Source organism: Halostella pelagica (genome assembly GCF_004762015.1).
Taxonomy (GTDB): domain Archaea; phylum Halobacteriota; class Halobacteria; order Halobacteriales; family Natronoarchaeaceae; genus Halostella; species Halostella pelagica.
Genome location: NZ_SJES01000004.1, coordinates 243,257 through 266,884 on the forward strand (window position 1 = coordinate 243,257; position 23,628 = coordinate 266,884).

Genomic DNA, 23,628 nt, shown 5'->3' on the forward strand with positions numbered 1-23,628 from the left:
ACTATGACTGACAACGAACTCATCTGGCGCGTCGCAGGAGGTTCCGGTGACGGAATCGACTCGACGAGTCAGAACTTTGCGAAGGCCCTGATGCGAGCGGGGCTACACGTATTCACGCATCGCCACTACCCCTCGCGTATCCGCGGCGGCCACACGTACGTGGAGATCCGTGCCGCCGAGCACGAGGTGAAATCACGCGGAGACGGGTACAACTTCCTGCTGGCTCTGGGCGACTCGTTCGCTCGAAATCCGAAGGAGAACGCGTACTACGGAAACGAGGAGACGAAGCCGCTGTCGGAGAACCTCGACGAACTCCGCGAGGGTGGCATCATCGTCTACGATTCGGGACTGCTTGACGCCGAGGACATCCCGAACTTCGAGGAGCGCGCCGAGGAGAACAACTGGCACGTGTTCGACCTCGACCTGCGCGGACTGGCCAAGGAACACGGCCGCGAGGTTATGCGGAACACGGCCGGTGTCGGTGCCACCGCCGCGTTGCTCGATATGGACCTCGAACACATCGAGGACCTGATGGAGGACGCGATGGGCGGCGACATCCTGGAGGCGAACCTCACCATCCTTCAGGAGTCCTACGAAACGGTCAAAGACGAATACGACTTCGAACACGACCTGCGCGTGCCTACCGGCGACCACGACGAGGAACAGGTACTGCTGTCGGGGTCGAACTCCATCGCCTACGGTGCGCTGGACGAGGGATGCCGGTTTATCGCCGGTTACCCCATGACGCCGTGGACAGACGTGTTCACTATCATGTCCCAGAACCTGCCGAAGTTCGGCGGCATCTCAGAGCAGGTCGAGGACGAGATCGCGGCGGCAGCGCTCGCGGTCGGCGCAAGCCACGCCGGCGTCAAGTCGATGTCCGGATCGTCGGGTGGCGGCTTCGCGCTGATGAGCGAACCGCTCGGCCTGGCCGAGATGACCGAGACGCCGGTCGTCCTCGTCGAAGCGATGCGGGCTGGCCCGTCGACAGGGATGCCGACCAAGCCGGAACAGGGTGACCTCGAACACGTCCTGTACTCCAGCCAGGGCGACTCGAACCGCGTCGTCTTCGCGCCGGGCACCGTCGGCGAGGCGTACGACCAGACGCGGATGGCGTTCAAGATGGCGTACGACTACCAGATCCCGTCTATCGTCATCTTCGACCAGAAGCTCTCCGGCGAGAACACGAATCTTCCGGCGAGTTTCTTCGACCGGGAGCCCAACGCGGACCCGGGGAGCGTACTGACCGAAGAGGAGATCGCGGAAGCTGCTCACGACGAGTCGGGCAAGTTCCACCGCTTCCTTCACGAGACCGAAAACGGCGTCAGCCCGCGGTCCCTGCCGGGACAGAAGGGCGGGCGCTACCTCGCGACGGGGAACGAGCACAATCAGTCCGGACACATCAGCGAAGACCCGGAAAACCGCGTCTACCAGATGGACAGGCGGATGCAGAAGCTCGATTCCATCCGTGAGGAGCTAAACGAGGAGTACGAAACCCAGCAGACGTATTACGGCCCGGAAGACGCCGAATACGGGCTCATCACGTGGGGGAGCCAGCAGGGTGCTGTCGAGGAAGCAGTCGACCGACTGAACGATGCGGGCCACTCCGTCAGATCTATCGGCGTCAGTGACATGATGCCGTTCCCCGAACAGGAGATGACGGAGTTCTTAGAGAGCGTCGAGGAGGCGCTGGTCGTCGAGATGAACGCGACGGCACAGTTCCGCGGACTGACTCAGAAAGAACTGGGACTGTACGGCGACAAGATGACCAGCCTCCTCAAGTACAACGGAAACCCGTTCGAACCGGGCGAAGTCGTCAAGGGCTTCGAGGCCCAGATCGACGACAGTACCGAAAACCTGGCGACTGGTACCCGGATCGAACCTGCGGCAGGTGACTAATCATGAGCGCATTCAACGCAATCGGTGAGGAACGCGACATCGAACGAGACGAATTCACGCCCGGTATCGAACCGCAGCCGACCTGGTGTCCGGGATGCGGCGACTTCGGCGTCCTCAAGGCGTTGAAGCAAGCCCTTCCGGAAGTCGGCCGAACGCCGGAAGAAGTACTGACGGTGACGGGGATCGGCTGTTCCGGCAAGCTGAACAGCTACCTGGAAACGTACGGTTTCCACACGATCCACGGCCGTTCGCTCCCGGTCGCTCGCGCGGCCAAACTCGCGAATCCCGGCGTCGAAGTCATCGCCGCCGGCGGTGACGGTGACGGCTACGGTATCGGCGGGAACCACTTCGTCCACACCGCCCGGGAGAACCACGACATGACCTACATCGTGTTCAATAACGAGATATTCGGGCTGACGAAGGGCCAGACGTCGCCCACCAGTCCGAAGGGTCACAAGTCGAAGACCCAGCCTTCGGGCAGCGCCAAGACGCCGATCCGGCCGCTGTCCCAGAGCCTGACGTCCGGGGCATCCTACATCGCTCGGACGGCCGCAGTCAACCCGAACCAGGCCAAGGAGATCATCATGGAGGCCATCGAACACGATGGCTTCGCGCATATCGACTTCCTGACCCAGTGTCCGACCTGGAACAAGGACGCGAAGCAGTACGTCCCGTACATCGACATTCAGGAGAACGACGAGTACGACTTCGACATCCACGACCGTCGCGAAGCCTCCGAGATGATGTACGAGGCGGAGGACGCCCTCTACGAGGGAGAGGTTCTCACCGGCCGCTTCTACGTCGACGACGAGCGTCCCTCCTATCAGGAGGAGAAGCGGGCCATAGGCGAGATGCCCGAGGAACCGCTGGCGGAGCGGTACTTCGACGACGACTACGAGTGGGAGCGGAGCGCGGACCTGATCGACCGCCACAAGTGATCGGCCGGCCACTGACCGAAAGCTGACTCACCCCCGACGCGATTTTTCCACATCTGGCCCGTCTAGTGTCCGTTTCCACCGTCAACGTGCGCGAACCGGTTCGGTCACTGACTGTTTACGTGTTCAAAAGATATTTTTCCGTCGGAGCAAAATATATCCTTATGAGTACGCAGTCCACGGAAGACCGTATTCTCTCTGTGCTGGAGGAAGACGCGCAAGCCTCCTACGCGGAGATAGCAAACCGGGCCGACGTATCGAAACCGACGGTCCGAAAGTACATCGACAAACTCGAATCCGAGGGCGTTATCGTCGGCTACTCCGCCGACATCGACCCGAAGAAGTTGTCGAGTCAGAGCATCGCGATGGTCGGCATCGACGTCGAGAGCGAGCGGTACGTCGAAGCGACCCAGAACCTGAAGGGACTGCCGGCGGTCGAGGCGCTGTTTACCTCCAGCGGCGACCACATGCTTATGGCCGAAGTCCGCGCCGCTGACGGGGACGAACTCGGCGAGATCATCAGCGAATCTATCCTCGATATCGATGGCGTGACCGCCGCTCACCCGTCGTTTCTGCAAGAACGCCTCAAGTAACGAACGCTCTCTTTCGGCGAGACGCCGCGACGTGCTCGCGGAGAGCGCGAACGTTCCTATGGCCGTGTAAAACGCGCTACTCGATCTGACGAACGGTAGTTCCGCGGACCCCCGGGTGTTATACTCGCGTCGACCCAATATGGTGCATGGCCGTTTATCAGCGCGAAACCCGGGTCGGCGCGCCGCTTTCGGAGGTGTGGGACTTTCACTCGAACGTCTCGGGCCTCCAGGCGCTCACCCCGGATTTCCTGAACCTTCGCGTGGACTCAGTCACTGGTCCGGACGGGGAGTTCGACCCCGACGTGCTGGAGGTCGGCGCGGCGATCTCCCTGTCGATGCAACCGTTCGGCGTCGGTCCCCGGCAATCGTGGACCTCGGTTATCGTCGAACGCGAGTACGGTGACGGAACGGCGGTGTTCCGGGACACCATGGAGGACGGTCCCTTCGACCACTGGGTACACACTCACCGGTTTTTCGCGGACGGGGGCGAAACGATAGTTAGCGATAACGTGGAGTATCGACTGCCCGGCGGCAGCCTCGGGAATGCGGCAAGTCCCGTTGCTATCGTCGGGTTCGAACCGATGTTTCGGTTCCGACACCGGAAAACGAAGGAGCAGTTCGAAGGATAGGCAATGACCGAACGGAAGCAACACGGAGGCGGATCTGAAACGCGCCGACGGACGATGCTCGCTGCCCTCGGGACGGCCGTGGCGGCAGGACCGTTCGCCCAGGCAGCAGGAGCGACGACTGATGCGGCCGAACAGGCGCTCACACTGCACCTGCACGTCCACGAGGACTGTACGAGCGAGGACATCGAGTGCGCGTCAAGGGCGGCGACACTCCTGTCTCGGCAGTTCAACGAGCGATTCGACGAGTTCTCGCTATCGTGGACGATAACGGCCGAGTCGGACTGGTCGACCGACCGGACTCATCTGGAGTCCGAGTGGGAGGGTATCCCCGAAGGCGATACTGACGGGCCGGGGATCCACGCGTTCCTGCTGCGCGGTTCCTGGCAGTTTGATAACGGCTACGGCCACCGGATCGACCGGGTGACTGCCGACGCTGACGGGGCGACCGTGGCGAACGTCGGTGCTGCGCGGTTCTGGGACGGGAACCGCGTCGCCGCGAACCTGATCATCCACGAGGTGCTCCACGCACTCGGTGCCGACCACGCCGATGGCGAAGTGACCTACGTCTCTCGCGACCGGGGAGAGGCGGGCGTTTACACGAACGTCTCTCCGATGTCGACCGCCTACGTTCGGTACGTCGGCGAGGAGTGCGACGGTCCCTTCCGAGACTCCTGTTCGGACACGGCCTGGCCGGGGTCGGGGACCGTTCCCGACACCTTCTCGAACGGGACGGACAACTTCGCGCAAGCCACCGCGGTGAGAACTCACACGACCGTCGTCGCCGACGCCGCCTGGGACAGCGTCGGATCGCAATTAGCGGAACTGGAAAACGATCTGTCGTAGCGAAACCCGAGGAAAGCATTATCGACGTGAGCGTTGACGGATCCGATATGGTCGACGTAGCAGTTATCGGCGGAGGACCGGCAGGATTGAGCGCTGCGCTTTTCACGGCGAAAAACGGCCTCGCCACCGTCGTGTTCGACACTGACGAGACGTGGATGCACAAGGCCCACCTGTACAACTATCTTGGTATCGAGGAGATAGGGGGATCGGAGTTCATGGAGGTCGCTCGGGGTCAGGTCGACGATTTCGAGGCGGACCGACAGCAGGCCGAGGTGACGGCCGTCGAAGAGACGGAAGCGGGGTTCTCGCTTCGAACGGAGGACGGGGAGTACAACGCGGACTACGTCGTCATCGCGGCGGGCGACTCGGTGGAACTGGCCGAAGGACTCGGCTGCGGCGTAAACGACGACGGGACGGTCGTCACCGACAACGACAACGAGACGACTATCGACGACGCCTACGCGGCGGGGCGTATGATACGCGGCCAGAAGATGGAGGCCGTCATCTCGGCCGGCGACGGTGCGGTGGCGGCGGTCGATATTCTCAGCAAGGAAGCAGGCGAACCGTTCCACGATTTCGACACGCCGTCGTGAGGTAACGGTTCGCGGCCGAGGGTTCACACTGTCGGACGGGAGCGTTTCAACCACCTCTTGGAAACGCCCTTGCGAGGGCCTTCGATGACGCCCGTCAGTCAGTGTCAGTTATCCGAGACCGTAACGACCAAGCGGTGAGGAGGGAACATTCGGGTAGATGGGAGGGATCAGCAGTCGCGTCTCGCCGCTGGGTGCGATTATCGTCGCCGTGCTCGCCGTCAGCACGAGCGCAATCTTCGTCCGCTGGAGCGTCGCACCGAGCGGGATCAAAGCGTTCTACCGCGTCCTCTTCACGACGGCTCTCGTGGCACCGGTCGCCGCCGTCCGGAACCCCGGTGACTTTCGGCGGTTTTCGGGCAGAGACGCCGCCGCCGCTGTGGTTGCGGGCGTCGCGCTCGCCGTCCACTTCGCGGCGTGGTTCGAGAGCCTGAATCACACGAGCGTCGCGGCGTCTGTGACGCTCGTCCAACTGCAACCACTGTTCGTCGCCGTCGGAGCGTATCTCCTTCTCGACGAGCGTGTGACTCACCGCACCGTCGCAGGCATCGTGATAGCTGTCGTCGGCATGGCCGTCATGACGCTCGGCGACGCCGGATCGCCCGCGACGACGGGTCGATTGGTTCTCGGTAACGCGCTTGCTGTCCTCGGCGGAGTGATGGCAGCGGGCTACGTCCTCGCGGGCCGGTCGATCCGTCAGCGCGTTCGGCTCTTCCCCTACGTCACCGTCGTCTATGCGGCCTGCGCCGTCGTTCTGCTCGGCTTCGTCGTCGCGAACGGGTACCCCCTGTTCGATTACCCGCCCCGGGAGTGGGCGCTCTTTCTCGGCATGGCTATCGGCCCGGGCGTGTTCGGCCACACGGTGATAAACTGGGCGCTCGAACACGTCGAATCGAGCGTCGTCAGCGTCTCTCTGCTCGGTGAACCCGTCGGGAGTACGCTGCTCGCGCTGGTGTTGCTCGCGGAGGTCCCCTCTGCCACGACGGTCGTCGCCGGTGCCGTTGTCCTCGGCGGTATCTACGTGACGACGACCGCGAGGGATGGCAAACCCACGTCGTAGTGGTCGGAGAGTGGTCTACGAACGCGGAGGCCCGTCGGCGTAGTCCGGCCGTTCGGCGTACTCGATAGGGTCGCGGACGCCGACACGCTGGAACGCCTGCAGGCGGTACGCGCAGGCGTCGCAGGTGCCGCAGGCGGGTTCGTTATCGCGGTAGCAACTCCAGGTGTACGCGTAGGGAACGTCGAGCGAGATGCCGCGTTCGGCGATGTCTGTCTTTGACCATTCGACGAACGGCGCGACGAGGTCGATGCTCGTCTCGGATTTCGTCCCCACGTCGACCACGCTCTGGAAGGCGTCGAAGAACTCGGGCCGACAGTCGGGGTAGCCCGAGAAGTCCTCGCTGTGCGCGCCGATGAAGACGGCGTCGCAGTCGTTCGCCTCCGCGTAGGAGACGGCCATCGACAGCAGGTTGGCGTTGCGGAACGGGACGTACGACGACGGAACCTCGTCGTCTCCGAGGTCCGCGTCGGCGACGGCCATCTCCTCGTCGGTGAGACTCGACGCGCCGATCTGCGAGAGGTGGCCCGTCTCGACGTGGAGAAAGTCCGCGGCGTCGGTCGTCTCCGCCAGTTTACGCGCACACTCTAGCTCCCTGTCTTCCGTCTGCTGTCCGTATGAGGTGTGCAGGAGGTAGAGGTCGTATCCGCGCTCCAGCGCTACGTACGCGGCGGTGGCGCTATCCATGCCGCCGGAGGCGAGGACGACGGCGCGTTTGTCGGTCGATTCGTCGGTCGTGGTCGGTGAGTTGTCGGTCATGTTTGGGGAAGCGAGCAAACGGTCGTTACGTTTCCGGCGCGTCGTTCCAGAGGTCGACGTGAAGCCGCGGAGTGTAGCGGTAGCCGTGGTCCATAGCGAGTTCGGCGACGCGCTCGCGAGTCTCGTTCAGGCGCTTCCGCGTCGCGCCTTCCGGCATGAGGAGCACGTCGTCGTCCCGGACGGGAGCGTCAGCGACCTCCCGTATCCGGGCGACCAGGTCGTTCACCTCCGGCATGTCCGACGCTTCGGTGACGACGAACTTCAACTGGAAGTCGTAGGTTTCCACGAGGTCCGCGAGCGCATCCGTATCGATCCGCCGGTCTTCGTGTCGTTCGGCCCACTCGCCCTCGCCCTTCGGGTCCCGGTCGGCCGTGGGCGTGCTGTTTTGCAGTTTCGGACTGATGCTTGCCAGGTCGATCGGGGCGTCGCGGTAGATCGTTCCGTTCGTCTCCACGGTGACGTGGTAGCCGGCGTCGTCGAGTCGTTCAAGCAGGCGGACGGACGCCTCGTGCATCATCGGTTCGCCGCCGGTGAGAACGACGTGGTCCGCGTCGCCGTGCGAGCGCACGTCGTCGAGGACCCCGTCTACGTCCATCGCGGCGTGGGTCGGTTCCCAGGAGGTGTGATAGGAGTCGCAGTACCAGCACCTGAGGTTACAGCCGCTGGTCCGGATGAACACCGTGGGGACACCGGCGAGTTTCCCCTCGCCCTGGAGCGAGTAGAACAGTTCGTTGACCGGGAGGTCCCCCGCGGCGTCGGAATCAGATCCGGGGTCGCTGCTTACGGGCACGTCAGAAGCCTCCGCCGCAGAGTTCCGCCGTTTCGCGGACTCGCACCGAAACCTCGTTTACGTTGTCGGGCAAGCGGTCGACGAGGCGTCGTTCGAGAACGAGGCTCATCACCTCGGCGGTCGGCGGGTGGTCGAGAACGACCACGCCGTCGTCGTCACCCGACGATGCGAACGCTTCGACGAGCGGATCGCCCTCCTCGACCAGAAACCGATGGTCCCACTCTGATATTACCTCGGTAATATCCCCTTTGTCGACGACCCACCCCTCGGCGGTCACCTCCCCGACGACGCGAACGGTGACCTCGTAGTTGTGGCCGTGGGGCCGGCTACATTTGCCGTCGTGGTGGAGAATCCGGTGTCCAGTACTGATCCTGATCGGCCGATCACGCCCGACGTACAGGACGCGTTCGCCCGCGTCGAGGTCGCGGGCCGGGGGCTCGTCGGTCGGCTGAGTCATACCCAGAGTTTATTCAGAGAATACTTAGGACTTCCTACTCCCTGTCGATCTGGTCCTGAATGTGGTTTTTCGCCTCCGACCGTTCCTCGCGAGTGATCGTCGGAGCATCGGGCGTGAGGTCGATCGAGAGTTCGTCGAGTGTCCGACGATAGACGTTCGTTCGACGGCCCTCCTCGGATAGTTTCCGACCCTCGCATTCGAGCAGGCCGGCGTCGACGAGTTCCTCGATGCGTCGGTAACATGTCGCGATAGGGACGTCCAACTCGTCGCTTAGTTTCTGAGCGGAGGTCGGTGATTGGGTGGCGTGGAGGATCTCGACGCTGTATTTGCTCCCTAGCGCGGAGAGAAGAACGTGCGAGTCCGTTTCGTCGGTTCCGAGTTTCGTAGCGGCCATCCTTTCGGGAAAGTATTAAATTATCATAGTTGAATCTTCCGGCCGCGAGATAGGTTACGAAGACCGTCAGATCCCGTTGATCGCGTCGGCATCGACCCACACTGTTTCCCCGTGGTCAGTTTGGACGGTCCCCTCGACGTGCGCCATCGGACCGGACGCCGACAGGACGGTGTCGTCGTCGACGGAGACAGCGTTCCGTACCTCGTCGACGAGCCAGGCGTCGACGTCACCGCCGGACCGGGAGTTAAAGACAACGACGTGTTCGGCGTTGTCGATCTCCCCGGTGTGTCTGACGGCCGCGGTGACGCCGAACAGATGTTTCAGGTCGATCACGCGGAGCGTCTCACTACGGACGGCCATTCGGCCGGCCAGAAACTCCGGGTCGGAATCGACCGACTGTAAGGAACCACATTCGACGACGTTCGTCACCCGCTTTAGTTCCACGCAGTAGCGGTCGTCGCCGAGTTCGAAGAGAAGCATTTGGCGGTCCTCGCTCATACGACTCCCGTCGTTTGGGCGGTACGTGAACTTTCTCTTCTGTCGATCGGTTCGTGGAACTGTCCGGACGGGTCGAGGTCAACGTTTTTGTATCTGTCCGCGAATACGTTACACTCAATGTCTACCGATCTCCCGGAAGAACTACTCGGCGTCGACGACATCGGGTTGGAGGAAGAGAACACGGAGCGGGACGGCGACGGGGGAGACGAAGAGCAAGAAGAGCACGAACGCGTTCTCGTTTTCAGCCTCGGCGAACAGCGATACGGGCTCGATGTCGGCGACGTTCGAAACATCGTCGAAGTGGGAGAACGGACCCGCGTCCCCCGTTCCGGGGAGGCGGTCGACGGTATCATGGACATGCGCGGCGACATCACGGCCGTCATCGACCCGCGAAAGCTTCTGCCCGTCTCGGAACCGGTCGAGAGCGAAGCGAACCAGCGGATCGTGGTGTTCGACCGGTCGGCTGACAAACAGAGCGCGAGCGTCCGCATCGACACCGTTGAGGGCGTCGAGTCGTTCCCCGTCAGTCAGATCCGCCGGGACGACGCCGAGTTCGGAATGCCTGCTGGTGACCTCGTCAAGGCAGTCGTCGAGATACCGGACGACAACGACGGGAGCGAGGACGACCCGGCCACAGTCGAGCGGATCTCTATTCTCAACCCCGACCGCCTCCTCGACAACGCGAATTGAGCGCGACAGTGCCGGATACGTTCTCCCTGTTCTTGCCGCGTTACTTCGGGCGTCCCGGCCGTTGCGGGCATTATCAGTCCCGATAATGGGGCGACAGCATTTATGGTTCCACTGGGATAAGCGATTTCTGGTGTATCAACTGAATGTCGACTGGGGTACTCATCGTGGACGACTCTCATTTTATGCGGAATCTACTCAGACAGATACTAGAAGACGATTACCACATCGTCGGAGAGGCGTCCAACGGTGCCGAAGCGGTGAAACTGTACAAAGAACAGAATCCGGACATCGTCATGATGGACATCGTGATGCCGAAATGTAACGGGATCAAGGCGACGGCCGCCATCAAGAAACTCGATCCCGATTCGCGCGTCATCATGTGTACTAGCGTCGGCCAGCGCGAGAAGATGAAACTCGCCGTGAAGGCGGGCGCAGACGGGTACGTAACGAAGCCGTTCGAGGAGCCGAGCGTCAGAAAGGCTCTCAAAGACGTCGTCCCGGCATGACCAGCGTCCTCGTTGTCGATGACTCGCAGTTCATGCGGACTGTGATCGGCAACATCCTGTCGAAACACGGCTACGAGGTCCACCGAGCAGCGGACGGCGAGACTGCCGTAGACGCCGTCGAGGAACACGACCCCGACCTCGTCACGATGGACGTCGAGATGCCGGGGATGGACGGCATCGAGGCCGTAGATTGCATTATGTCGTCGAACCCGACGCGTATCCTGATGCTGTCTGCACACACTGATGACGGCGCTGACGCGACGTTCGAAGCGCTGTCGAAAGGTGCCGTCGACTTCATGGCGAAAGCCGGCGACGGAACGAAGACGGACATCGCCGAACTGGAGGAGCGCCTGATCGAAGCGCTCGACGCCGTCGAGCGCGCCGACATCTCCTCCGTGATCGCCCAGCGGCTATCGTCTCGGACGGCCGCGATGTCCGGTCGGGAGACGACGAACGACGACGCAACGACCGCCGAAGCAGCGACTGCGGACGCGGTCTCTGCTGAGGCGGCGGCCGCCGAGACGGCTTCCACCGGCACGGCGTCGACGGGTTCGACCGAGCGGAAAGCGCCGACGGATACGACGACCGAAACCGCGGCCACCGGCCCGACGACAACCGATTCGGCGGGCGGACCCACCATCTCGACGACAGAACCGGCCAACGCCGACCGGGTCACTACCAGTGGCGATCGTATCGCGCCAGAGTACCCCACGATCGTCGTCGGGGCGTCGACGGGCGGCCCGAAAATCGTCGAACGGATACTCTACGAACTCCCGGCGGACCTGAAGGCGCGGGTGCTCGTCGTCCAGCACATGCCGGCGAGTTTCACCGACCGTCTCGCCGCTCGACTGGACCCGCTTTCCGCGTACGACGTCCGGGAGGCGACCCACGGGACCCGCGTCGGACCCGGCGAGGCGGTCATCGCTAAGGGCGAATACCACATGCGCGTGGCCGAGGAGGACGGTGACGAACTGCGGCTTCGGTTGACGCGAAGCGACCGCCGCCACGGTGTCCGTCCCGCTATCGACGTGACGATGGAGTCGGCGGCCAACGCCGTCACGACCCCGCTCGTCGGCGTCGCCCTGACCGGCATGGGAAGCGACGGTGCCGCCGGCATCGAGGCGATACAGCAGGCGGGTGGGAAGACGATCGCTCAGGACGAAGCGTCGAGTCCGGTGTTCGGCATCCCGCAGCAGGCCATCAAAACAGGATGCGTCGACAGTGTCCTCGGGGCGGACGACATCTCACAGGGCATTGTCGACGCCGCTACCGCGGAGAGTGATACCGATGGATGAGTACGTCCGAGACTTCGTTCAGGAAAGCGAAGAGAACATCACGGCACTGAACAACGCGCTGTTGCGCCTCGAGAACGATCCCGACGACGAGGCGGCGATGGAGGAGATATTCCGAACCGCCCACACACTCAAGGGCAACAGCGGCGCAATGGGTTTCACCGACGCGAGCAACCTCGCGCACGCGTTGGAGGACCTCCTCGAAACAGTCCGGAGCGGAGGCGAACCGGTCACGCCGGCCCTGATGGACCAGGTGTTCGACGGGGTCGACCTCCTCGAAGAGATGGTCGACGAGGTGCGCCGCCACGGCGAACCGCAGACCGACCCGTCGGCCGTCATCGACGAACTCCGCGCCGAGGCGGACGGCGCTACCGCCGGGATAACGGCTCCCACCGAGTCCACGGTCGAGGACCTGTTGTCGGCGGTGAACACGCCCGCAGACAGCGCCCACGACGTTTACCATGTGCGCCTCGACATCGCCGAGGACGGCGGGGACAGCAACGGCGTGCGCGTCGTCGAAGCGCTCCGGGACGCGTTCGACCTGCTCGGGACCGACCCGCCGGAGCCAGACATCGAGGGCGGCGACTACGGCGGCGTCTTCGACGCCGCGTTCGCGAGCCCCGTCGGCGAGACAGCGATTAGCGCGGCGCTCGAACCCGTCGACGCCGTCGACGACGCGATCATCACGGGCGCGACGGAGGTCGCCGCCTCGGCCGCAGCGGCGGACGAGTCGGATGCGGCCGCCGCGGTCGATGCGGATGCGGACGACGAACCCGCGGACGACGAGGCGGCGGACGATATGTCCGTCGACGAACTGCTGGAGGACGACGAAGTCGACCAGTTCGACGACCTAGACGACATGGTCGACGAGGTAGACGACATGGAGGGGTTAGACGACCTCGGCGAAGCCGGGTCGTTCGCCGACATCGACGCCGATCCAGAGATATCGTCGGGCGCGGACGACAGCGCCGACGACTCGCTCGTCGACGACACCGAGACGACGGTCGAAGCCGCCGACGCCGACGAGGCCGAGTCGTCCCCTGAAGCGGACGACGAGGTCGAAGACGCGTCGAGTACGTTCGCCGAACTGCAGGAGGAAGTCGACCCGGTCGGCTTCGACGAACTGCAGGACGAACTCGACGAACTGGAGTTCGACGAACTGGACGAAGACGACGAAGTGGGCTTCGACGAACTGATCGGGGAGGAGGCGGACGACGACGACTTCGAACCGTTCGACGGCGACGAAGACATCTCCGACGGCATCGAGGATGGCCTCGCCGGCAACGTCGACGTGGAGGGCGACCTGTTAGACGACGACGCGACCTCCGAGGCGGGGGACGCGTTCGGCGACGTTGCGTTCGGTGAGGAGGACGCGACTGACGACGTGACCGCAAGCGGCGGTACTGACGACTCCACCGCTGATGGCGTGACCGCAAGCGACGATGCGGAGGCGAGCGGTGACGACAGCGGCCTGAGCGCGGACGCCGCCGGGACGAGTTCCGGCGAACCCTCGCTGGGCGACCTCGGCCTCGGCGACGGGGAAGAGAGCGGGGACGGAGACGGACACGCCGACGAGACGGACCCCGACGACGCCCTCGGGGATATCGACTTCGGCGGAGCGGCCGAGAGCGACGACGGGACTGGGGACGCGGACGCCGGGTCGAGTTCCGGCGAATCCGCGCTCTCAGACGCCCTCGAAGAGACGGAGACGACGACCACCGCGACCACGACTGATGACGCCGCGGACGCGTCGGTCCCCGAGGACGACTCGGCGAGCCACGACGACGACAGCGCGGCGGGCGACGCCGTCGACACCGGCGGATTCGGCGACGTGGACATCGACGACTCCGGATCCGTAGTCGACACGGGATCGGTCGCGGACGAACAGTTCGAAGGGTTCGATTCCCCCGAAACCGACGCCGACGCGAGCGGTGCGGCCGACTCCGGCGTCGCCGAGGCGTCGACCGCGGCTGGCGACGAGAACGCGAAAGGCGGGTCGAGCGCCGGTGGCGACGAACGGGACGACAGTTCGCGCGCCGCGATCGACCAGAGCGGGTCGTCGTCCGGCACTGACGACGTGCAGTCCGTCCGGGTCGACGTCGAGGACATCGACAACCTGATGAACCTCGTCGAAGGGATGGTCACGAGTCGCGTCCGCCTCCGCCGGGCGATCGAACGCGGCGAGTCGCTCGCGGTGCTCGACGACGAACTCGACGAACTGGAAGACATCACCGGCGAACTGCAGGATACGGTGATGGACATCCGACTCGTTCCGCTTTCCAGCGTGACGAACAGGCTGCCGCGCGTCGTCCGGGACATCTCCCGCGAGCAGGACAAGCAGGTCGAGTTCGAAACGACCGGCGGCGACGTGGAGATAGACCGGAGCATCCTCAACGACATCGGCGACCCGCTCGTCCACCTGGTTCGCAACGCGGTCGACCACGGCATCGAACCCCCGGAAGAGCGGGAAACCGCCGGGAAGGACCCGGAGGGATCGATAGAGCTTCGGGCGCGACGCGAACGCGACGAAGTCGTCATCGAGATAGAGGACGACGGGCGTGGGCTCGACGTCGACCGGATCCGCCGGTCGGCCGCCGAGGAAGGCGTTGCGGACGAACAGGAACTCGCCGAGATGGACGACGACGAGGTGTACGACCTCATCTTCCACTCCGGGTTCTCAACGACCGAGACGGTCACGGACGTTAGCGGTCGCGGCGTCGGCATGGACGTCGTCGCTACCACTGTCTCCGACCTGGACGGCAGCGTCGACGTCGAGAGCGACCCCGGCGAGGGGACGACAGTCCGACTTCGTCTGCCGGTCACCGTCGCCATCGCCGACGTTCTGTTCGTCCAGTCCGGCGAGGAGGAGTACGGGATCCCGATCAAAAACGTCCAGGAGATCGGTCCCGTCGGCGAGATAGAGACGGTCGACGGCGAAGAGATCGTCCGCCGGGACGAGACAGAGTACCCGTTGCTCCGCCTAAGCGAGGCGCTCGACACCCCGAGCAGCCGTCGGAACAACGACGGGATGATAGTTCGCATCCGCGACGAGATCAGGCCCGTCGCGATCAAATGCGACCAGGTCCGCGGCCAGCAGGAAGTCGTGGTGAAGCCCTACGAGGGCGTTCTGGGCGGTATTCCGGGGTTGAGCGGTGCGACAGTGCTCGGAGAAGGAGACGTTGTGAACATCCTGGACGTGGAGTCACTATGATAGAACACCAACGGAGGCAACTATGAGTCTGAAGGTCGATATCCGAAAGCTGAGTTTCATCAACGAAATGGCCAAAGTCGGCACGAACGGCGTCGCCGACAACATGAGCAAACTCACGGGCGAGGACGCCCAGATGGAGGTGACGAAGACGAACTTCATCGACATCGAGGACATCAAAGCGCAACTCGACGACGGGAAGCGCGTCGGCGTCCGCGTCCGCCTCATGGAACCGCCCCACGGGCACATTCTCATCCTCTTTCCTGAGGCGAGCGCCAAGAAGATCACGGCGCTCATGCTCTCTGACATGGTCGACGACCTGTCCTCGGTTTCAGGGGAGATGGCCCGAAGCGCCGTCGAAGAACTCGGTAACATGATGGCGAGCGGGTTCATCGACGGGTGGGCCGACGTACTCGGCCGAACGATAGACATCGCCACGCCGCAACTCGTCTACGCGCCGGCGGGCGAAGTCGTCGAACGGACGGCGGGACTCGGGGGAGAGGACCTCGCACTGTTTTTCGACTCGCAGATGAACGTCCCAAGCTACGAGATCGAGGCCGAGATCTACGCGTTCCCCGACTTGGAGGAGTTCGTAGAGATGGTGAATGCGTTAGAGGCAACCGCATGAGCGACGGAAGAGATAACGCTACGAGGGAATTCAGATGAAATTAGATGTCAATGCGCTGGGTACGTTCTACCGTATGGCTCGCGAAGGCGCGGGCCTGGCCGCCGGTCGTCTCACGAGTATGACCGGGGTCCAGACTCGCGTCGGCGTGACGAAACTCAACTTCATGCGCGGCTCCGAGATCCGCGCCGAGATCGACGACGGCTCCGAGAAAGTCGGCGTCAGAGTCGAACTGAGCGCCGGTCTGGAGGGACACTCGATCATCATCTTCGACCGCGACGCCGCCCTTCAGGTCGTTCAGACGCTGGTCAAGGAGGCCGCGTCGGAAGAGTTCGACGAGATGGACCAGAGCGCTGTCACGGAGGTCGGTCAGATCATGACCAACGGGTTCATCGACGGGTGGGCCGACGTTCTCGGAACGGTGATCGACGTCTCCACGCCCGATTTCATCGAGGGCGAGACGGCCGAGCCGTTCTTCGGCGACCTCGAAACCGCCCCCAGCGACGAGGACCTCGCGCTCCTGTTCCGAAGCCAGATCGAGGCGGTGGGCAGAGAGATCGGATACAAACATTACCTGCTTCCAGAACACGACTCGATGTCGGAGATCCTAGAGCGCCAGCGCGTCGACGGCAGCGACGGCATCGAGTACGACAAACTGGTCGGATTCGACAAACTCGCCCAACAGGGGGCGACGGAAGTCGCGAGCGCGGTGACGACGCTGACCGGCATCGAGACGGTAGTCGAGATCCGTCGACTCAACTTTGTCTCGTTGGAGACGATCCCCGAGGAGATAGCGAACGAGAAGAAGGTCGGCGTCGCGTTCTCCTTCGACGGAACGCCGAGCGGCTATCTCCTGTTCCTGTTCGACGAGGCGTCGGCGCGGGAGATAGTCGAGGCGACAGTGCCGTCGCCGCCCGACAACGAGTTCGGAGAGATGGGAACGAGCGCCATCAAAGAACTGGGCAATATCATGGCCAGCGGCTTCCTCGACGGGTGGGCGAACGTGCTCGACACGACCATCGACCACTCGCCGCCGGAGTTCATCCACGACATGGGCGCGGCGGTCATCGACCCCGTCGTGATCGACCTCGGCGAGAACCAGGAGTACGCGTTCGTCTTCGACACCCAGATCCAGGCCGCGGACCGGGCGTTCGACTGCGACATTTACGCCATTCCGAACGAAGACGACCTGGAGCGCGCGCTGAACGATCTCGACGTGGACCGCGTCGAGGACGCGAAGACGACCGCGGAGTTCCCGGTCGACGAGGTCGAATCAGATACATGAAAACGTACGGCAGCGAACCGGGAGCGCCGACTCCGGACCCGATTCAGGTCGGCATCTCCGAGTTCTACATCACCGCGGAAGACGTGACGCTGAAGTCGTACGGACTGGGGTCGTGTCTGGCCGTCGCCTTGTACGACGCCGACTCCGGAGTCGCCGGACTCGCCCACGTGATGCTTCCGGACGGCGACTCGAACGAGGACAGCGACGGCAATCCGGGAAAGTTCGCGGACACTGCTATTCGGGCGATGCTTCGACAGATGGTCGAAGCGGGGGCGACGTACACGTCCGTCGAAGCGAAGATCGCCGGGGGGAGCGACATGTTCGAGTTCGAGAGCTTCGGGGAGGCCGTCGGCAAACGCAACGTCGACGCGGCCCGCGAGGAACTCGACAAACTCGGCGTCCCGATCGTCGCGGAGGAAGTCGGCGGACAGCGCGGACGCACCGTCGAGTTCGACGCAAGTAACGGGACGCTATCGATCAACTCCTCGGAGGACGAGAGCGGAGTGACAGAACTGTGAGCACCGACGAGTCGTTCACGCGACTCGCCGGGTTCATCGAAGACGAGATGGACTTCGCGACGAGTCACTACAACGATAGCTACCTCCAACGTCGCCTCGCATCCCGGATGCGACGGACGGGGTCCGACGATTACGACGAGTATCTCGAGGTCCTGCGAACGGACACCGACGAACGGGAAGCCCTGTTGGACGCCCTGAGCATCAACGTCACCGGGTTCTTTCGGAACGAGGACGTCTGGGAGGGCATCCGTTCCGTTCTCCGCGAACTGTCGGAGGAAAAAGAGCAGATACACGCCTGGAGCGCCGCCTGTGCGGACGGACGCGAACCGTACTCGCTGGCGATGCTGGCCCACGACGACCCTCGGACCGACGAGGAAAAACTGAACGTCCTCGCTACGGACATCAACGACAAGGCGCTTCGCTCCGCCCGAGCAGGCGTCTACGAGACGACACGGACTATCGACATTCAAGAGCAACTGAACTTTCTGTCGAACTATCACCGCTTCGTCGAGCAGCAGGACTCCACGTTCTCGGTCCGGGACCAGATCCAACGACACGTTACATTCGAACATCACGACCTGATCAACGACCAGCCAAAGGCCGGGTTCGACCTGGTTATCTGTCGGAACCTCTTTATCTACATCGACAGCGAGTACAAGCAACCGATCCTCGAGACGCTCACCGAATCGATTCGGCCCGGTGGCTATCTGGTCATCGGTAAAGCAGAAACGATCCCGCCGAATCTAAAAGGCGCGTTCGAAGTTCTCGACGGCCGATTGCGGATATACCGGCGCGACTAATCCTCCGGTTCGTCCTGCACGAACGAGAACATGTCGTCGTTCTCGTCTTCATCACTCTCCGCAGCGTCGTCTACGGACTCGTCGTCGGTGTCCGCCTCGGTATCGTCCGTTTCAGGGTCGACCGCCCCATCGTCTTCGACCGATTCGTCCTCCACTCCGGAGTCAGTCGTCTCGAACTCCAGGCCGAGAGCGTCGTCGTCGTCCGCTTGCGAACTGGTGTCATCACTGTCGTCGGCCCCCCCGGCGTTCGCCAGCGGGTCCGACGTATCGTCGGTGTCGTCGGCAAGCGGGTCCGGCGTATCGTCAGTGTCGTCGGCAAGCGGGTCCGGCGTGCCGTTGCTGTCGTCAGCGAGCGGATCCTGGCTCTCCTGATCGTCAGGTGAGGGAGCGGCCACCGCGTCCGCCGCGGTGTCGCTCTCCCCGTCCGAGGACGTGACGAGAGGGTCGTCGGACTCGTCGTCGAAGTCCGTGGCCGCGTCAGACCCGGCGGTCTGCGAATCGGAGCCCTCATCGCCGAGTGCGATATCCGCGCTCTCGTCGGTGTGACCGTTCGATTCGGTGCGTTCCGCCGTCTCGTTCTCGCCAGCCAACGCGTCCGGTTCGTCGGATTCGCCTGCCGAGAACTCGACGGCACCCTGCCCGGTGTCGGTCTGCGGCGTCGACTGTGCGACGACCTCGTCCTCCGTGTCACCGTCGGAGTCAGCGGATTCGGCGTCAGGGGTGTCCTCGGATTCCGGCGTCGGTTCCGAGCTTCTGGCGGCCGCTTCGGCCGCCGCAGTGATGTCGGACACGTCTGCCGAGTCGTCCGGCCGGTCGTCGTCCGGTTCGAACGAGTCCATGCTGGCGTCGGCATCGGTATCGAAGCGGTCCAACGCTTCGCTCAGGCGGCTTGCCTGTTCCGCCAAGTCGCTTGCGCTTCGGGACACTTCGGTCAGTGCGGTGGTCTGTTCCTCCGCGGCGGCGGCGACGTTCTCCGCCTCGCTCGTCGTGTCCTCGCTGATCGTCGCGGCCTCGTCGACCATCGCGACGACCTGCTGGGTGGAGGCAGCCTGCTGCTCCGTGGCGGCACTGATCTCCTGAACGCCGGTGTTGGTCTCCTGTGCGTATCCGGCGATCTCTTCGAGCGCGTCCACCGCGTTCTCGACAGAGTCGGTGTGTTGGGCCACCTGACTGCTCGTCCGCTGGACCTCCTCCGCGGTCCGTTCGGTCTGGTCCTGGATCTGCTCTAGGCGTTCCTCGATCTCCTCTGCGGCGTCTTTCGTGTCTTCCGCCAGTTCCTTGACCTCGCTCGCGACGACAGAGAAACCCTCACCGGATTCGCCGGACCGGGCGGCCTCGATGTTGGCGTTCAGCGCGAGCATGTTGGTCTGTTCGGCGATCTCCGTAATGAAGTCGATCAGTTCGTCGATCTGCTCCATCTCGGCTTCGAGCTGTTCGATCTCGTCGACGGCCTGTTCGGACTCGTCTTCGATCTGGCGCATCCCCTCGATGGCCTCCTCGGCAGCCTGGCGACCCTGGCGGCCGGTTTCGGCGGTCCGCTCCGCGATGTCGGCGACCTCGTTCGAGGACGAAGCGATCTCTTCGACCGTCGTCGAGAGGCCGGACATCTCCTGTGACACGGACTGCAGGGAGTCGTTTTGCTGTTCCGCGCCGTCCGAAATCTCCTGGATGGATTCAGTCACCTGCTCGGACGCGGAGCGAACTTCCTCGGAACTCGCTGTGACCTCCTCGCTGGAGGTTGCGACCTCGTTCGCGAAGTTCTTGACCTGCTCGGTGGTCTCTTCGATCTCGTCGACCATCTCGTTGAACTCCTCGGCGATGTCCGTCATCGCGTCGCTCTCGCTTTCCGGGTCGAGCCGTGCGGTGAGGTTCCCGTCCGCACACTCCTGCATGATCTCGCTGTACTGGTCGGCTTTGAGCTCCAGATGCCGGTTCATCTGCTCGGCCTGCGAGCGGGCCTGCTCGGCCTCCTCGCGGGCGGCCTGCGCCTCTTGAATCTGTTCGCGAAGCGCGTTACGCATGCTTCCGAACCCTTCGTACAGCCGACCGATGTTGTCGATCCGAGCGGTCTCGAACTCGACGTTGAGGTTCCCTTGCTCCATCTGCTCCGTCTTGGAGGTCAGGCGGTCTACCGCCGACGACGTGCTACGACCGACCACGGCCCCGACGAGTCCGATCAGGAGAACCCCGCCGAGCGTCGCCAGTATCCCCCATTGGGAGATGTCGCCGACGATACCGTACGCGTTGTCGGTCGACTCGTGAGTGAGAACGACCCAATCGGTTCCCTCGACGCTCGCGTACCCCACGACGTATTTTTCGGAGCCCATCTCGTAGTAGCTGTCACTGAGACCTTCGGTGGGCTCGTCGATGACAGTCACCTGTCCTTTCGGTGCGGCACTGGTGACGAGAGAGTTGTTCGCCGAGTACGTGGCGCCGTACTGGTCGCCCTCTTTGGTTATCGGGACGTCGTCGAAGAGGATGCGGTTGTCACGGTCGGCGACGATAGTCACGACTTCGTCGTTCCCTTCGCTCTGGAACCGAGTCGAGAACTGGTCGGCGCTGAACGTGTAGGCTATCGCGTTACTGCTGCTTTCGGGGACTGCCTGTATGTACGTAATATACGCGCTGCCGTCCTTACTGTAGATGTCTGAGACGTACACCTCCATCCCCATGCTGGCGTTTACGTCCTCCGTCCACGGCTCGTCGAGCGAATCAATTCCGACTCCCTGGCGGTCGCTGTTGGAACTCGCGACGATCTCGTCGTCGACCATATTGACGTAATCGATGCTTCGGGCTTCACTCCCGAGCGTCCCCTGACGTCTGTTGAGCTCGGAGTCAATCTCGCTCGTGTTGCCGCCCGTCACCGTCGCGGAGGATGCGGCTGATTCGGTCAGGAGTTTGTTTCGCTGGTTCCAGTTTTCGATGTTGTTCGCTTCTTGTTGGGCGAGATCCGCGTAGTCATTGTTCACGTCCTCGGTCACCTGGTTCTCTATCTGTGCGGTACCGACGTACCCGATCGTACCGACAGACAGGCCGAGAATGAGCAGAACGATTCCGAACTTGAGTGCGTATCTTCGCCTTATAAACTTCGGAACTAGTGATCGCAGGCCGCCTATCATATGGTCGATACCATCGCTAGTACCACATAAATCCTCACCGGCTATTATCACGACTGATATCCCGTTGCGTAGTCGTTCTTTCGGGGAAATCGCGCCCGAAACGACTGTACGAGCGACCTGGGTGCTACTCGTGTACGGCCGGAGAAAAGCGACCAACCTGGCGCGTACAGGTTATTTGATACGTGTTACCGTATTTACCCTCTGGGACGGATCGTTCGAACATGTCCCTCGACACGTCCGACGCGGACGAACCGACGAACAGTCCGGACCGCCCGCTACCGGAGTCAGTCGTCGACGAGGTGCTCGAGTCACCGCGACGGCGTATGCTTCTAACGCACGTTCTGGCGGCCGAGGATCCGGTTCCGGTCGTCGATATCGCCCGACAGATCGCCTTGCGGGAAGGCAATGATGGCTCGGAGAACGCGGACGCGGGCGATCCGGAAGCGATCAAGGGGACGATCTACGACGACCACCTTCCGAAACTAACGGCTCTTCGGGTCGTGGAGTTCGACTCGTTGCTGGCCGCCGTCTCGCCCGCGGAGAACGCACTACAGGTCGGTGACCGACTGGACGCCCAGAACGAGGACAGTCCGTAGTACTCGGTAGTAACGACTTCTCGGTGGCGGCGACGGGCGTCCCGTCCAGCCGACAGGTGGTCTGACCGGTAACGTTTTGTCACCCCTCTGTCCATCTACGAGCGAATGACGTTCGTCAACGGATCAGACTGCCCCGACTGCGGTACCGTCGTGGAGACTGAAAACGGAACGAAGTACGAGTGCCCGGACTGCGGCAGACAGTTCGACCACGCCGACCTCTTTTACCCCTAAGTACAACTGCGATGACTGACAACGAGGAGTCGATGACCGGTACGGACATGCGGGAGTACGTCGAACGCGCCCACACCGCAGTCACGGAATCGGACGACCTTTCGCTGCGGAACACCGAACTCCGCCTCGTCCAGCCCTTTCTCGAAGCGCTCGGATGGGACGTTCGCCTTCCGGAAGTCGAAGCGGACGTGAATGTTCCGGACCGCGACCCGGTAGACTACGTACTTCAAGTCGATGACCGGCCCGCCGTCTTCGTAGACGTTGTTCCCTGTGAGGATTCGCTCCGCGAAGCGGATATTGACCGTCTGGAGGTCGGAATGACCGCCGGCGGTGTCGACTGGGGAATCCTCACTAACGGGCGGTCGTTCGTCTTCCTCGCCAGAAACGGTGACGACGTAGAGCGGTTGGAGTGTCGACTCGACCGACTTCCCTCGTACGAAGACGCCGTTTCGATGTACACGAAGGCGGCAGTCGAATCCCGCCGGCCGGCTGCGGACCGACGCATAGCTGCCGAACGTATCGCCAAACGGAGAGAAGCCGTGGCAGAGTCTCTTACCGAAACTCTGGTCGCGGCTGCCGACGGTGCGGCGACGGACGAGATCGCTGCCATCGTCGACGGGTTCGTCGACGACCTGCTCGTCGCTCTCGGACCGGACGACGCGGCCGTGAACGACGGCGGCGCGGCGAGGCCCTCGAAAGCGACGGCAGGTAACTCGGCGGACTCGACTGACGGCGACCCTGCCGCGACGGGGCGAAAAGACGCATCGCCGGGCAACGATGGCCGGGCGGGTAGCTCCCCGGGTGACGGCAGGTCCGCCTCGTCCGCGACGACGGAAGGCGGTGAGTACGTCGTCCGAGTTTTCGACGGGCGGACATCGGTCGGCGCTGTCGGTACCGAAGGCCCCGTCGGAGCGATGGCGAACGCGATAGAACTCCTGTTGGACCGATACGCTCTGGACTCTCGGCTCACCTTACCGTGGCGTCCGGACGCCAGCGACGAGAAGGGTCGAGCGGTGCTCGCTCGCACTCCCGTTCATCCGAACGGAACGGAGATGCGGTCGCATCGACGTCTCTCGAACGGCTACTGTCTACTCGCGACGCTCGATGCATCCTCGGCAAAAGCGGTAGTTCGCGAACTAGCGGGACAGTCCGGCCTTCGTGTAATGTTTCAGGGTGATTGGTAGAACGGGACTGTACGCCCACTCACCTGACACCCAACTGGCGATCAAGCCCCGGAGGATCCCCGTCGTGCCGACACGAAGACGGTCGTTCGAACGTCGGAAGTCGCCCACCGACGCTATCACCGCTTCGACT

At 63.2% G+C, this 23,628-nt stretch carries 24 protein-coding genes; 18 read left to right on the forward strand and 6 right to left on the reverse strand.

What is annotated here, in order from left to right; translation table 11 throughout:
* Positions 1–3 precede the first annotated feature (3 nt).
* From EYW42_RS11955 to EYW42_RS11985, 7 genes are all read left to right on the forward strand, one after another.
* Positions 4–1,899, forward strand: coding sequence for a 2-oxoacid:acceptor oxidoreductase subunit alpha (locus tag EYW42_RS11955; protein WP_135535522.1), 1,896 nt, complete (start codon positions 4–6; stop codon positions 1,897–1,899).
* 2 nt (positions 1,900–1,901) lie between these two features.
* Positions 1,902–2,837, forward strand: a complete 936-nt coding sequence (locus EYW42_RS11960) for a thiamine pyrophosphate-dependent enzyme (protein WP_135535523.1) — start codon at positions 1,902–1,904, stop codon at positions 2,835–2,837.
* 161 nt (positions 2,838–2,998) lie between these two features.
* Positions 2,999–3,427, forward strand: a complete 429-nt coding sequence (gene lrpA1, locus EYW42_RS11965; RefSeq protein ID WP_135535524.1) for an HTH-type transcriptional regulator LrpA1 — start codon at positions 2,999–3,001, stop codon at positions 3,425–3,427.
* A gap of 146 nt (positions 3,428–3,573) precedes the next feature.
* The gene (locus tag EYW42_RS11970; RefSeq protein ID WP_135535525.1) at positions 3,574–4,056 is read left to right on the forward strand and encodes an SRPBCC family protein; all 483 of its coding nucleotides are present in this window, start codon (positions 3,574–3,576) and stop codon (positions 4,054–4,056) included.
* A gap of 3 nt (positions 4,057–4,059) precedes the next feature.
* Positions 4,060–4,899, forward strand: coding sequence for a hypothetical protein (locus EYW42_RS11975; protein ID WP_135535526.1), 840 nt, complete (start codon positions 4,060–4,062; stop codon positions 4,897–4,899).
* A gap of 47 nt (positions 4,900–4,946) precedes the next feature.
* The gene (locus EYW42_RS11980; protein WP_135535527.1) at positions 4,947–5,492 is read left to right on the forward strand and encodes an NAD(P)/FAD-dependent oxidoreductase; all 546 of its coding nucleotides are present in this window, start codon (positions 4,947–4,949) and stop codon (positions 5,490–5,492) included.
* Between the two features lie 157 nt (positions 5,493–5,649).
* On the forward strand, positions 5,650–6,549 hold the full coding sequence (locus EYW42_RS11985; RefSeq protein ID WP_135535528.1) for a DMT family transporter: 900 nt from the start codon (positions 5,650–5,652) through the stop codon (positions 6,547–6,549).
* A 15-nt stretch (positions 6,550–6,564) separates the two neighbouring features.
* Here EYW42_RS11985 and queC read toward each other — a convergent pair whose 3' ends face one another.
* From queC to EYW42_RS12010, 5 genes are all read right to left on the reverse strand, one after another.
* Complete coding sequence (queC, locus tag EYW42_RS11990; protein ID WP_135535529.1) at positions 6,565–7,305, reverse strand: 7-cyano-7-deazaguanine synthase QueC; 741 nt, start codon at positions 7,303–7,305, stop codon at positions 6,565–6,567.
* Between the two features lie 25 nt (positions 7,306–7,330).
* Positions 7,331–8,095 carry a 7-carboxy-7-deazaguanine synthase QueE gene (locus EYW42_RS11995; protein ID WP_135535530.1) on the reverse strand — a complete coding sequence of 255 codons (765 nt, stop codon included), beginning with the start codon at positions 8,093–8,095 and terminating at the stop codon, positions 7,331–7,333.
* Between the two features lies 1 nt (position 8,096).
* Positions 8,097–8,552, reverse strand: coding sequence for a 6-pyruvoyl trahydropterin synthase family protein (locus tag EYW42_RS12000; RefSeq protein ID WP_135535531.1), 456 nt, complete (start codon positions 8,550–8,552; stop codon positions 8,097–8,099).
* Positions 8,553–8,586: 34 nt separating this feature from the next.
* The gene (locus tag EYW42_RS12005; protein ID WP_135535532.1) at positions 8,587–8,946 is read right to left on the reverse strand and encodes a winged helix-turn-helix domain-containing protein; all 360 of its coding nucleotides are present in this window, start codon (positions 8,944–8,946) and stop codon (positions 8,587–8,589) included.
* A 66-nt stretch (positions 8,947–9,012) separates the two neighbouring features.
* Positions 9,013–9,444, reverse strand: coding sequence for a chemotaxis protein CheW (locus tag EYW42_RS12010; protein ID WP_135535533.1), 432 nt, complete (start codon positions 9,442–9,444; stop codon positions 9,013–9,015).
* Between the two features lie 117 nt (positions 9,445–9,561).
* Here EYW42_RS12010 and EYW42_RS12015 point away from each other — a divergent pair, with 117 nt between their 5' ends.
* The 8 genes from EYW42_RS12015 to EYW42_RS12050 all read left to right on the forward strand — a co-directional run bounded on the left by EYW42_RS12015 (position 9,562) and on the right by EYW42_RS12050 (position 18,368).
* On the forward strand, positions 9,562–10,134 hold the full coding sequence (locus tag EYW42_RS12015; protein ID WP_135535534.1) for a chemotaxis protein CheW: 573 nt from the start codon (positions 9,562–9,564) through the stop codon (positions 10,132–10,134).
* 143 nt (positions 10,135–10,277) lie between these two features.
* Positions 10,278–10,640, forward strand: coding sequence for a chemotaxis protein CheY (cheY, locus tag EYW42_RS12020; protein WP_121816088.1), 363 nt, complete (start codon positions 10,278–10,280; stop codon positions 10,638–10,640).
* Positions 10,637–11,935, forward strand: coding sequence for a chemotaxis-specific protein-glutamate methyltransferase CheB (cheB, locus tag EYW42_RS12025; RefSeq protein ID WP_135535535.1), 1,299 nt, complete (start codon positions 10,637–10,639; stop codon positions 11,933–11,935). The genes cheY and cheB overlap by 4 nt, the downstream gene beginning before the upstream one ends.
* Positions 11,928–15,143: an Hpt domain-containing protein gene (locus tag EYW42_RS12030; RefSeq protein ID WP_135535536.1), complete on the forward strand. Its 3,216-nt coding sequence runs from the start codon at positions 11,928–11,930 to the stop codon at positions 15,141–15,143. The genes cheB and EYW42_RS12030 overlap by 8 nt, the downstream gene beginning before the upstream one ends.
* 22 nt (positions 15,144–15,165) lie before the next feature.
* A complete protein-coding gene (locus tag EYW42_RS12035; RefSeq protein ID WP_135535537.1) occupies positions 15,166–15,768 on the forward strand; it encodes a chemotaxis protein CheC in 603 nt (200 codons plus the stop codon).
* 34 nt (positions 15,769–15,802) lie between these two features.
* The gene (locus EYW42_RS12040; protein WP_135535538.1) at positions 15,803–17,050 is read left to right on the forward strand and encodes a chemotaxis protein CheC; all 1,248 of its coding nucleotides are present in this window, start codon (positions 15,803–15,805) and stop codon (positions 17,048–17,050) included.
* Positions 17,047–17,568, forward strand: coding sequence for a chemotaxis protein CheD (locus tag EYW42_RS12045; protein WP_135535539.1), 522 nt, complete (start codon positions 17,047–17,049; stop codon positions 17,566–17,568). Before EYW42_RS12040 ends, EYW42_RS12045 begins: the two co-directional genes overlap by 4 nt.
* A complete protein-coding gene (locus tag EYW42_RS12050; RefSeq protein WP_135535540.1) occupies positions 17,565–18,368 on the forward strand; it encodes a CheR family methyltransferase in 804 nt (267 codons plus the stop codon). Before EYW42_RS12045 ends, EYW42_RS12050 begins: the two co-directional genes overlap by 4 nt.
* On the opposite strand, the gene EYW42_RS12055 is transcribed toward EYW42_RS12050, so the two are convergent.
* The gene (locus tag EYW42_RS12055; RefSeq protein ID WP_202613885.1) at positions 18,365–21,487 is read right to left on the reverse strand and encodes a methyl-accepting chemotaxis protein; all 3,123 of its coding nucleotides are present in this window, start codon (positions 21,485–21,487) and stop codon (positions 18,365–18,367) included. The two genes, EYW42_RS12050 and EYW42_RS12055, sit on opposite strands and share 4 nt — an antisense overlap.
* A 221-nt stretch (positions 21,488–21,708) precedes the next feature.
* On the opposite strand from EYW42_RS12055, the gene EYW42_RS12060 reads away from it, so the two are divergent.
* The 3 genes from EYW42_RS12060 to EYW42_RS12065 all read left to right on the forward strand — a co-directional run bounded on the left by EYW42_RS12060 (position 21,709) and on the right by EYW42_RS12065 (position 23,498).
* Complete coding sequence (locus EYW42_RS12060) at positions 21,709–22,083, forward strand: DUF7344 domain-containing protein (RefSeq protein ID WP_135535541.1); 375 nt, start codon at positions 21,709–21,711, stop codon at positions 22,081–22,083.
* Between the two features lie 105 nt (positions 22,084–22,188).
* Complete coding sequence (locus EYW42_RS20345) at positions 22,189–22,314, forward strand: zinc ribbon domain-containing protein (RefSeq protein WP_259371292.1); 126 nt, start codon at positions 22,189–22,191, stop codon at positions 22,312–22,314.
* An 11-nt stretch (positions 22,315–22,325) separates the two neighbouring features.
* A complete protein-coding gene (locus EYW42_RS12065) occupies positions 22,326–23,498 on the forward strand; it encodes a hypothetical protein (RefSeq protein ID WP_135535542.1) in 1,173 nt (390 codons plus the stop codon).
* Positions 23,499–23,628 lie beyond the last annotated feature (130 nt).

Bases quoted from the DNA above. Each gene is read 5' to 3' on its own strand.
- EYW42_RS11955 (WP_135535522.1), top strand. From the start codon at position 4: ATGACTGACAACGAACTCATCTGGCGCGTCGCAGGAGGTTCCGGTGAC.
- EYW42_RS11960 (WP_135535523.1), top strand. From the start codon at position 1,902: ATGAGCGCATTCAACGCAATCGGTGAGGAACGCGACATCGAACGAGAC.
- lrpA1 (WP_135535524.1), top strand. From the start codon at position 2,999: ATGAGTACGCAGTCCACGGAAGACCGTATTCTCTCTGTGCTGGAGGAA.
- EYW42_RS11970 (WP_135535525.1), top strand. From the start codon at position 3,574: ATGGCCGTTTATCAGCGCGAAACCCGGGTCGGCGCGCCGCTTTCGGAG.
- EYW42_RS11975 (WP_135535526.1), top strand. From the start codon at position 4,060: ATGACCGAACGGAAGCAACACGGAGGCGGATCTGAAACGCGCCGACGG.
- EYW42_RS11980 (WP_135535527.1), top strand. From the start codon at position 4,947: ATGGTCGACGTAGCAGTTATCGGCGGAGGACCGGCAGGATTGAGCGCT.
- EYW42_RS11985 (WP_135535528.1), top strand. From the start codon at position 5,650: ATGGGAGGGATCAGCAGTCGCGTCTCGCCGCTGGGTGCGATTATCGTC.
- queC (WP_135535529.1), bottom strand. From the start codon at position 7,305: ATGACCGACAACTCACCGACCACGACCGACGAATCGACCGACAAACGC.
- EYW42_RS12000 (WP_135535531.1), bottom strand. From the start codon at position 8,552: ATGACTCAGCCGACCGACGAGCCCCCGGCCCGCGACCTCGACGCGGGC.
- EYW42_RS12005 (WP_135535532.1), bottom strand. From the start codon at position 8,946: ATGGCCGCTACGAAACTCGGAACCGACGAAACGGACTCGCACGTTCTT.
- EYW42_RS12010 (WP_135535533.1), bottom strand. From the start codon at position 9,444: ATGAGCGAGGACCGCCAAATGCTTCTCTTCGAACTCGGCGACGACCGC.
- EYW42_RS12015 (WP_135535534.1), top strand. From the start codon at position 9,562: ATGTCTACCGATCTCCCGGAAGAACTACTCGGCGTCGACGACATCGGG.
- cheY (WP_121816088.1), top strand. From the start codon at position 10,278: ATGTCGACTGGGGTACTCATCGTGGACGACTCTCATTTTATGCGGAAT.
- cheB (WP_135535535.1), top strand. From the start codon at position 10,637: ATGACCAGCGTCCTCGTTGTCGATGACTCGCAGTTCATGCGGACTGTG.
- EYW42_RS12030 (WP_135535536.1), top strand. From the start codon at position 11,928: ATGGATGAGTACGTCCGAGACTTCGTTCAGGAAAGCGAAGAGAACATC.
- EYW42_RS12035 (WP_135535537.1), top strand. From the start codon at position 15,166: ATGAGTCTGAAGGTCGATATCCGAAAGCTGAGTTTCATCAACGAAATG.
- EYW42_RS12040 (WP_135535538.1), top strand. From the start codon at position 15,803: ATGAAATTAGATGTCAATGCGCTGGGTACGTTCTACCGTATGGCTCGC.
- EYW42_RS12045 (WP_135535539.1), top strand. From the start codon at position 17,047: ATGAAAACGTACGGCAGCGAACCGGGAGCGCCGACTCCGGACCCGATT.
- EYW42_RS12055 (WP_202613885.1), bottom strand. From the start codon at position 21,487: ATGATAGGCGGCCTGCGATCACTAGTTCCGAAGTTTATAAGGCGAAGA.
- EYW42_RS12060 (WP_135535541.1), top strand. From the start codon at position 21,709: ATGTCCCTCGACACGTCCGACGCGGACGAACCGACGAACAGTCCGGAC.
- EYW42_RS20345 (WP_259371292.1), top strand. From the start codon at position 22,189: ATGACGTTCGTCAACGGATCAGACTGCCCCGACTGCGGTACCGTCGTG.
- EYW42_RS12065 (WP_135535542.1), top strand. From the start codon at position 22,326: ATGACTGACAACGAGGAGTCGATGACCGGTACGGACATGCGGGAGTAC.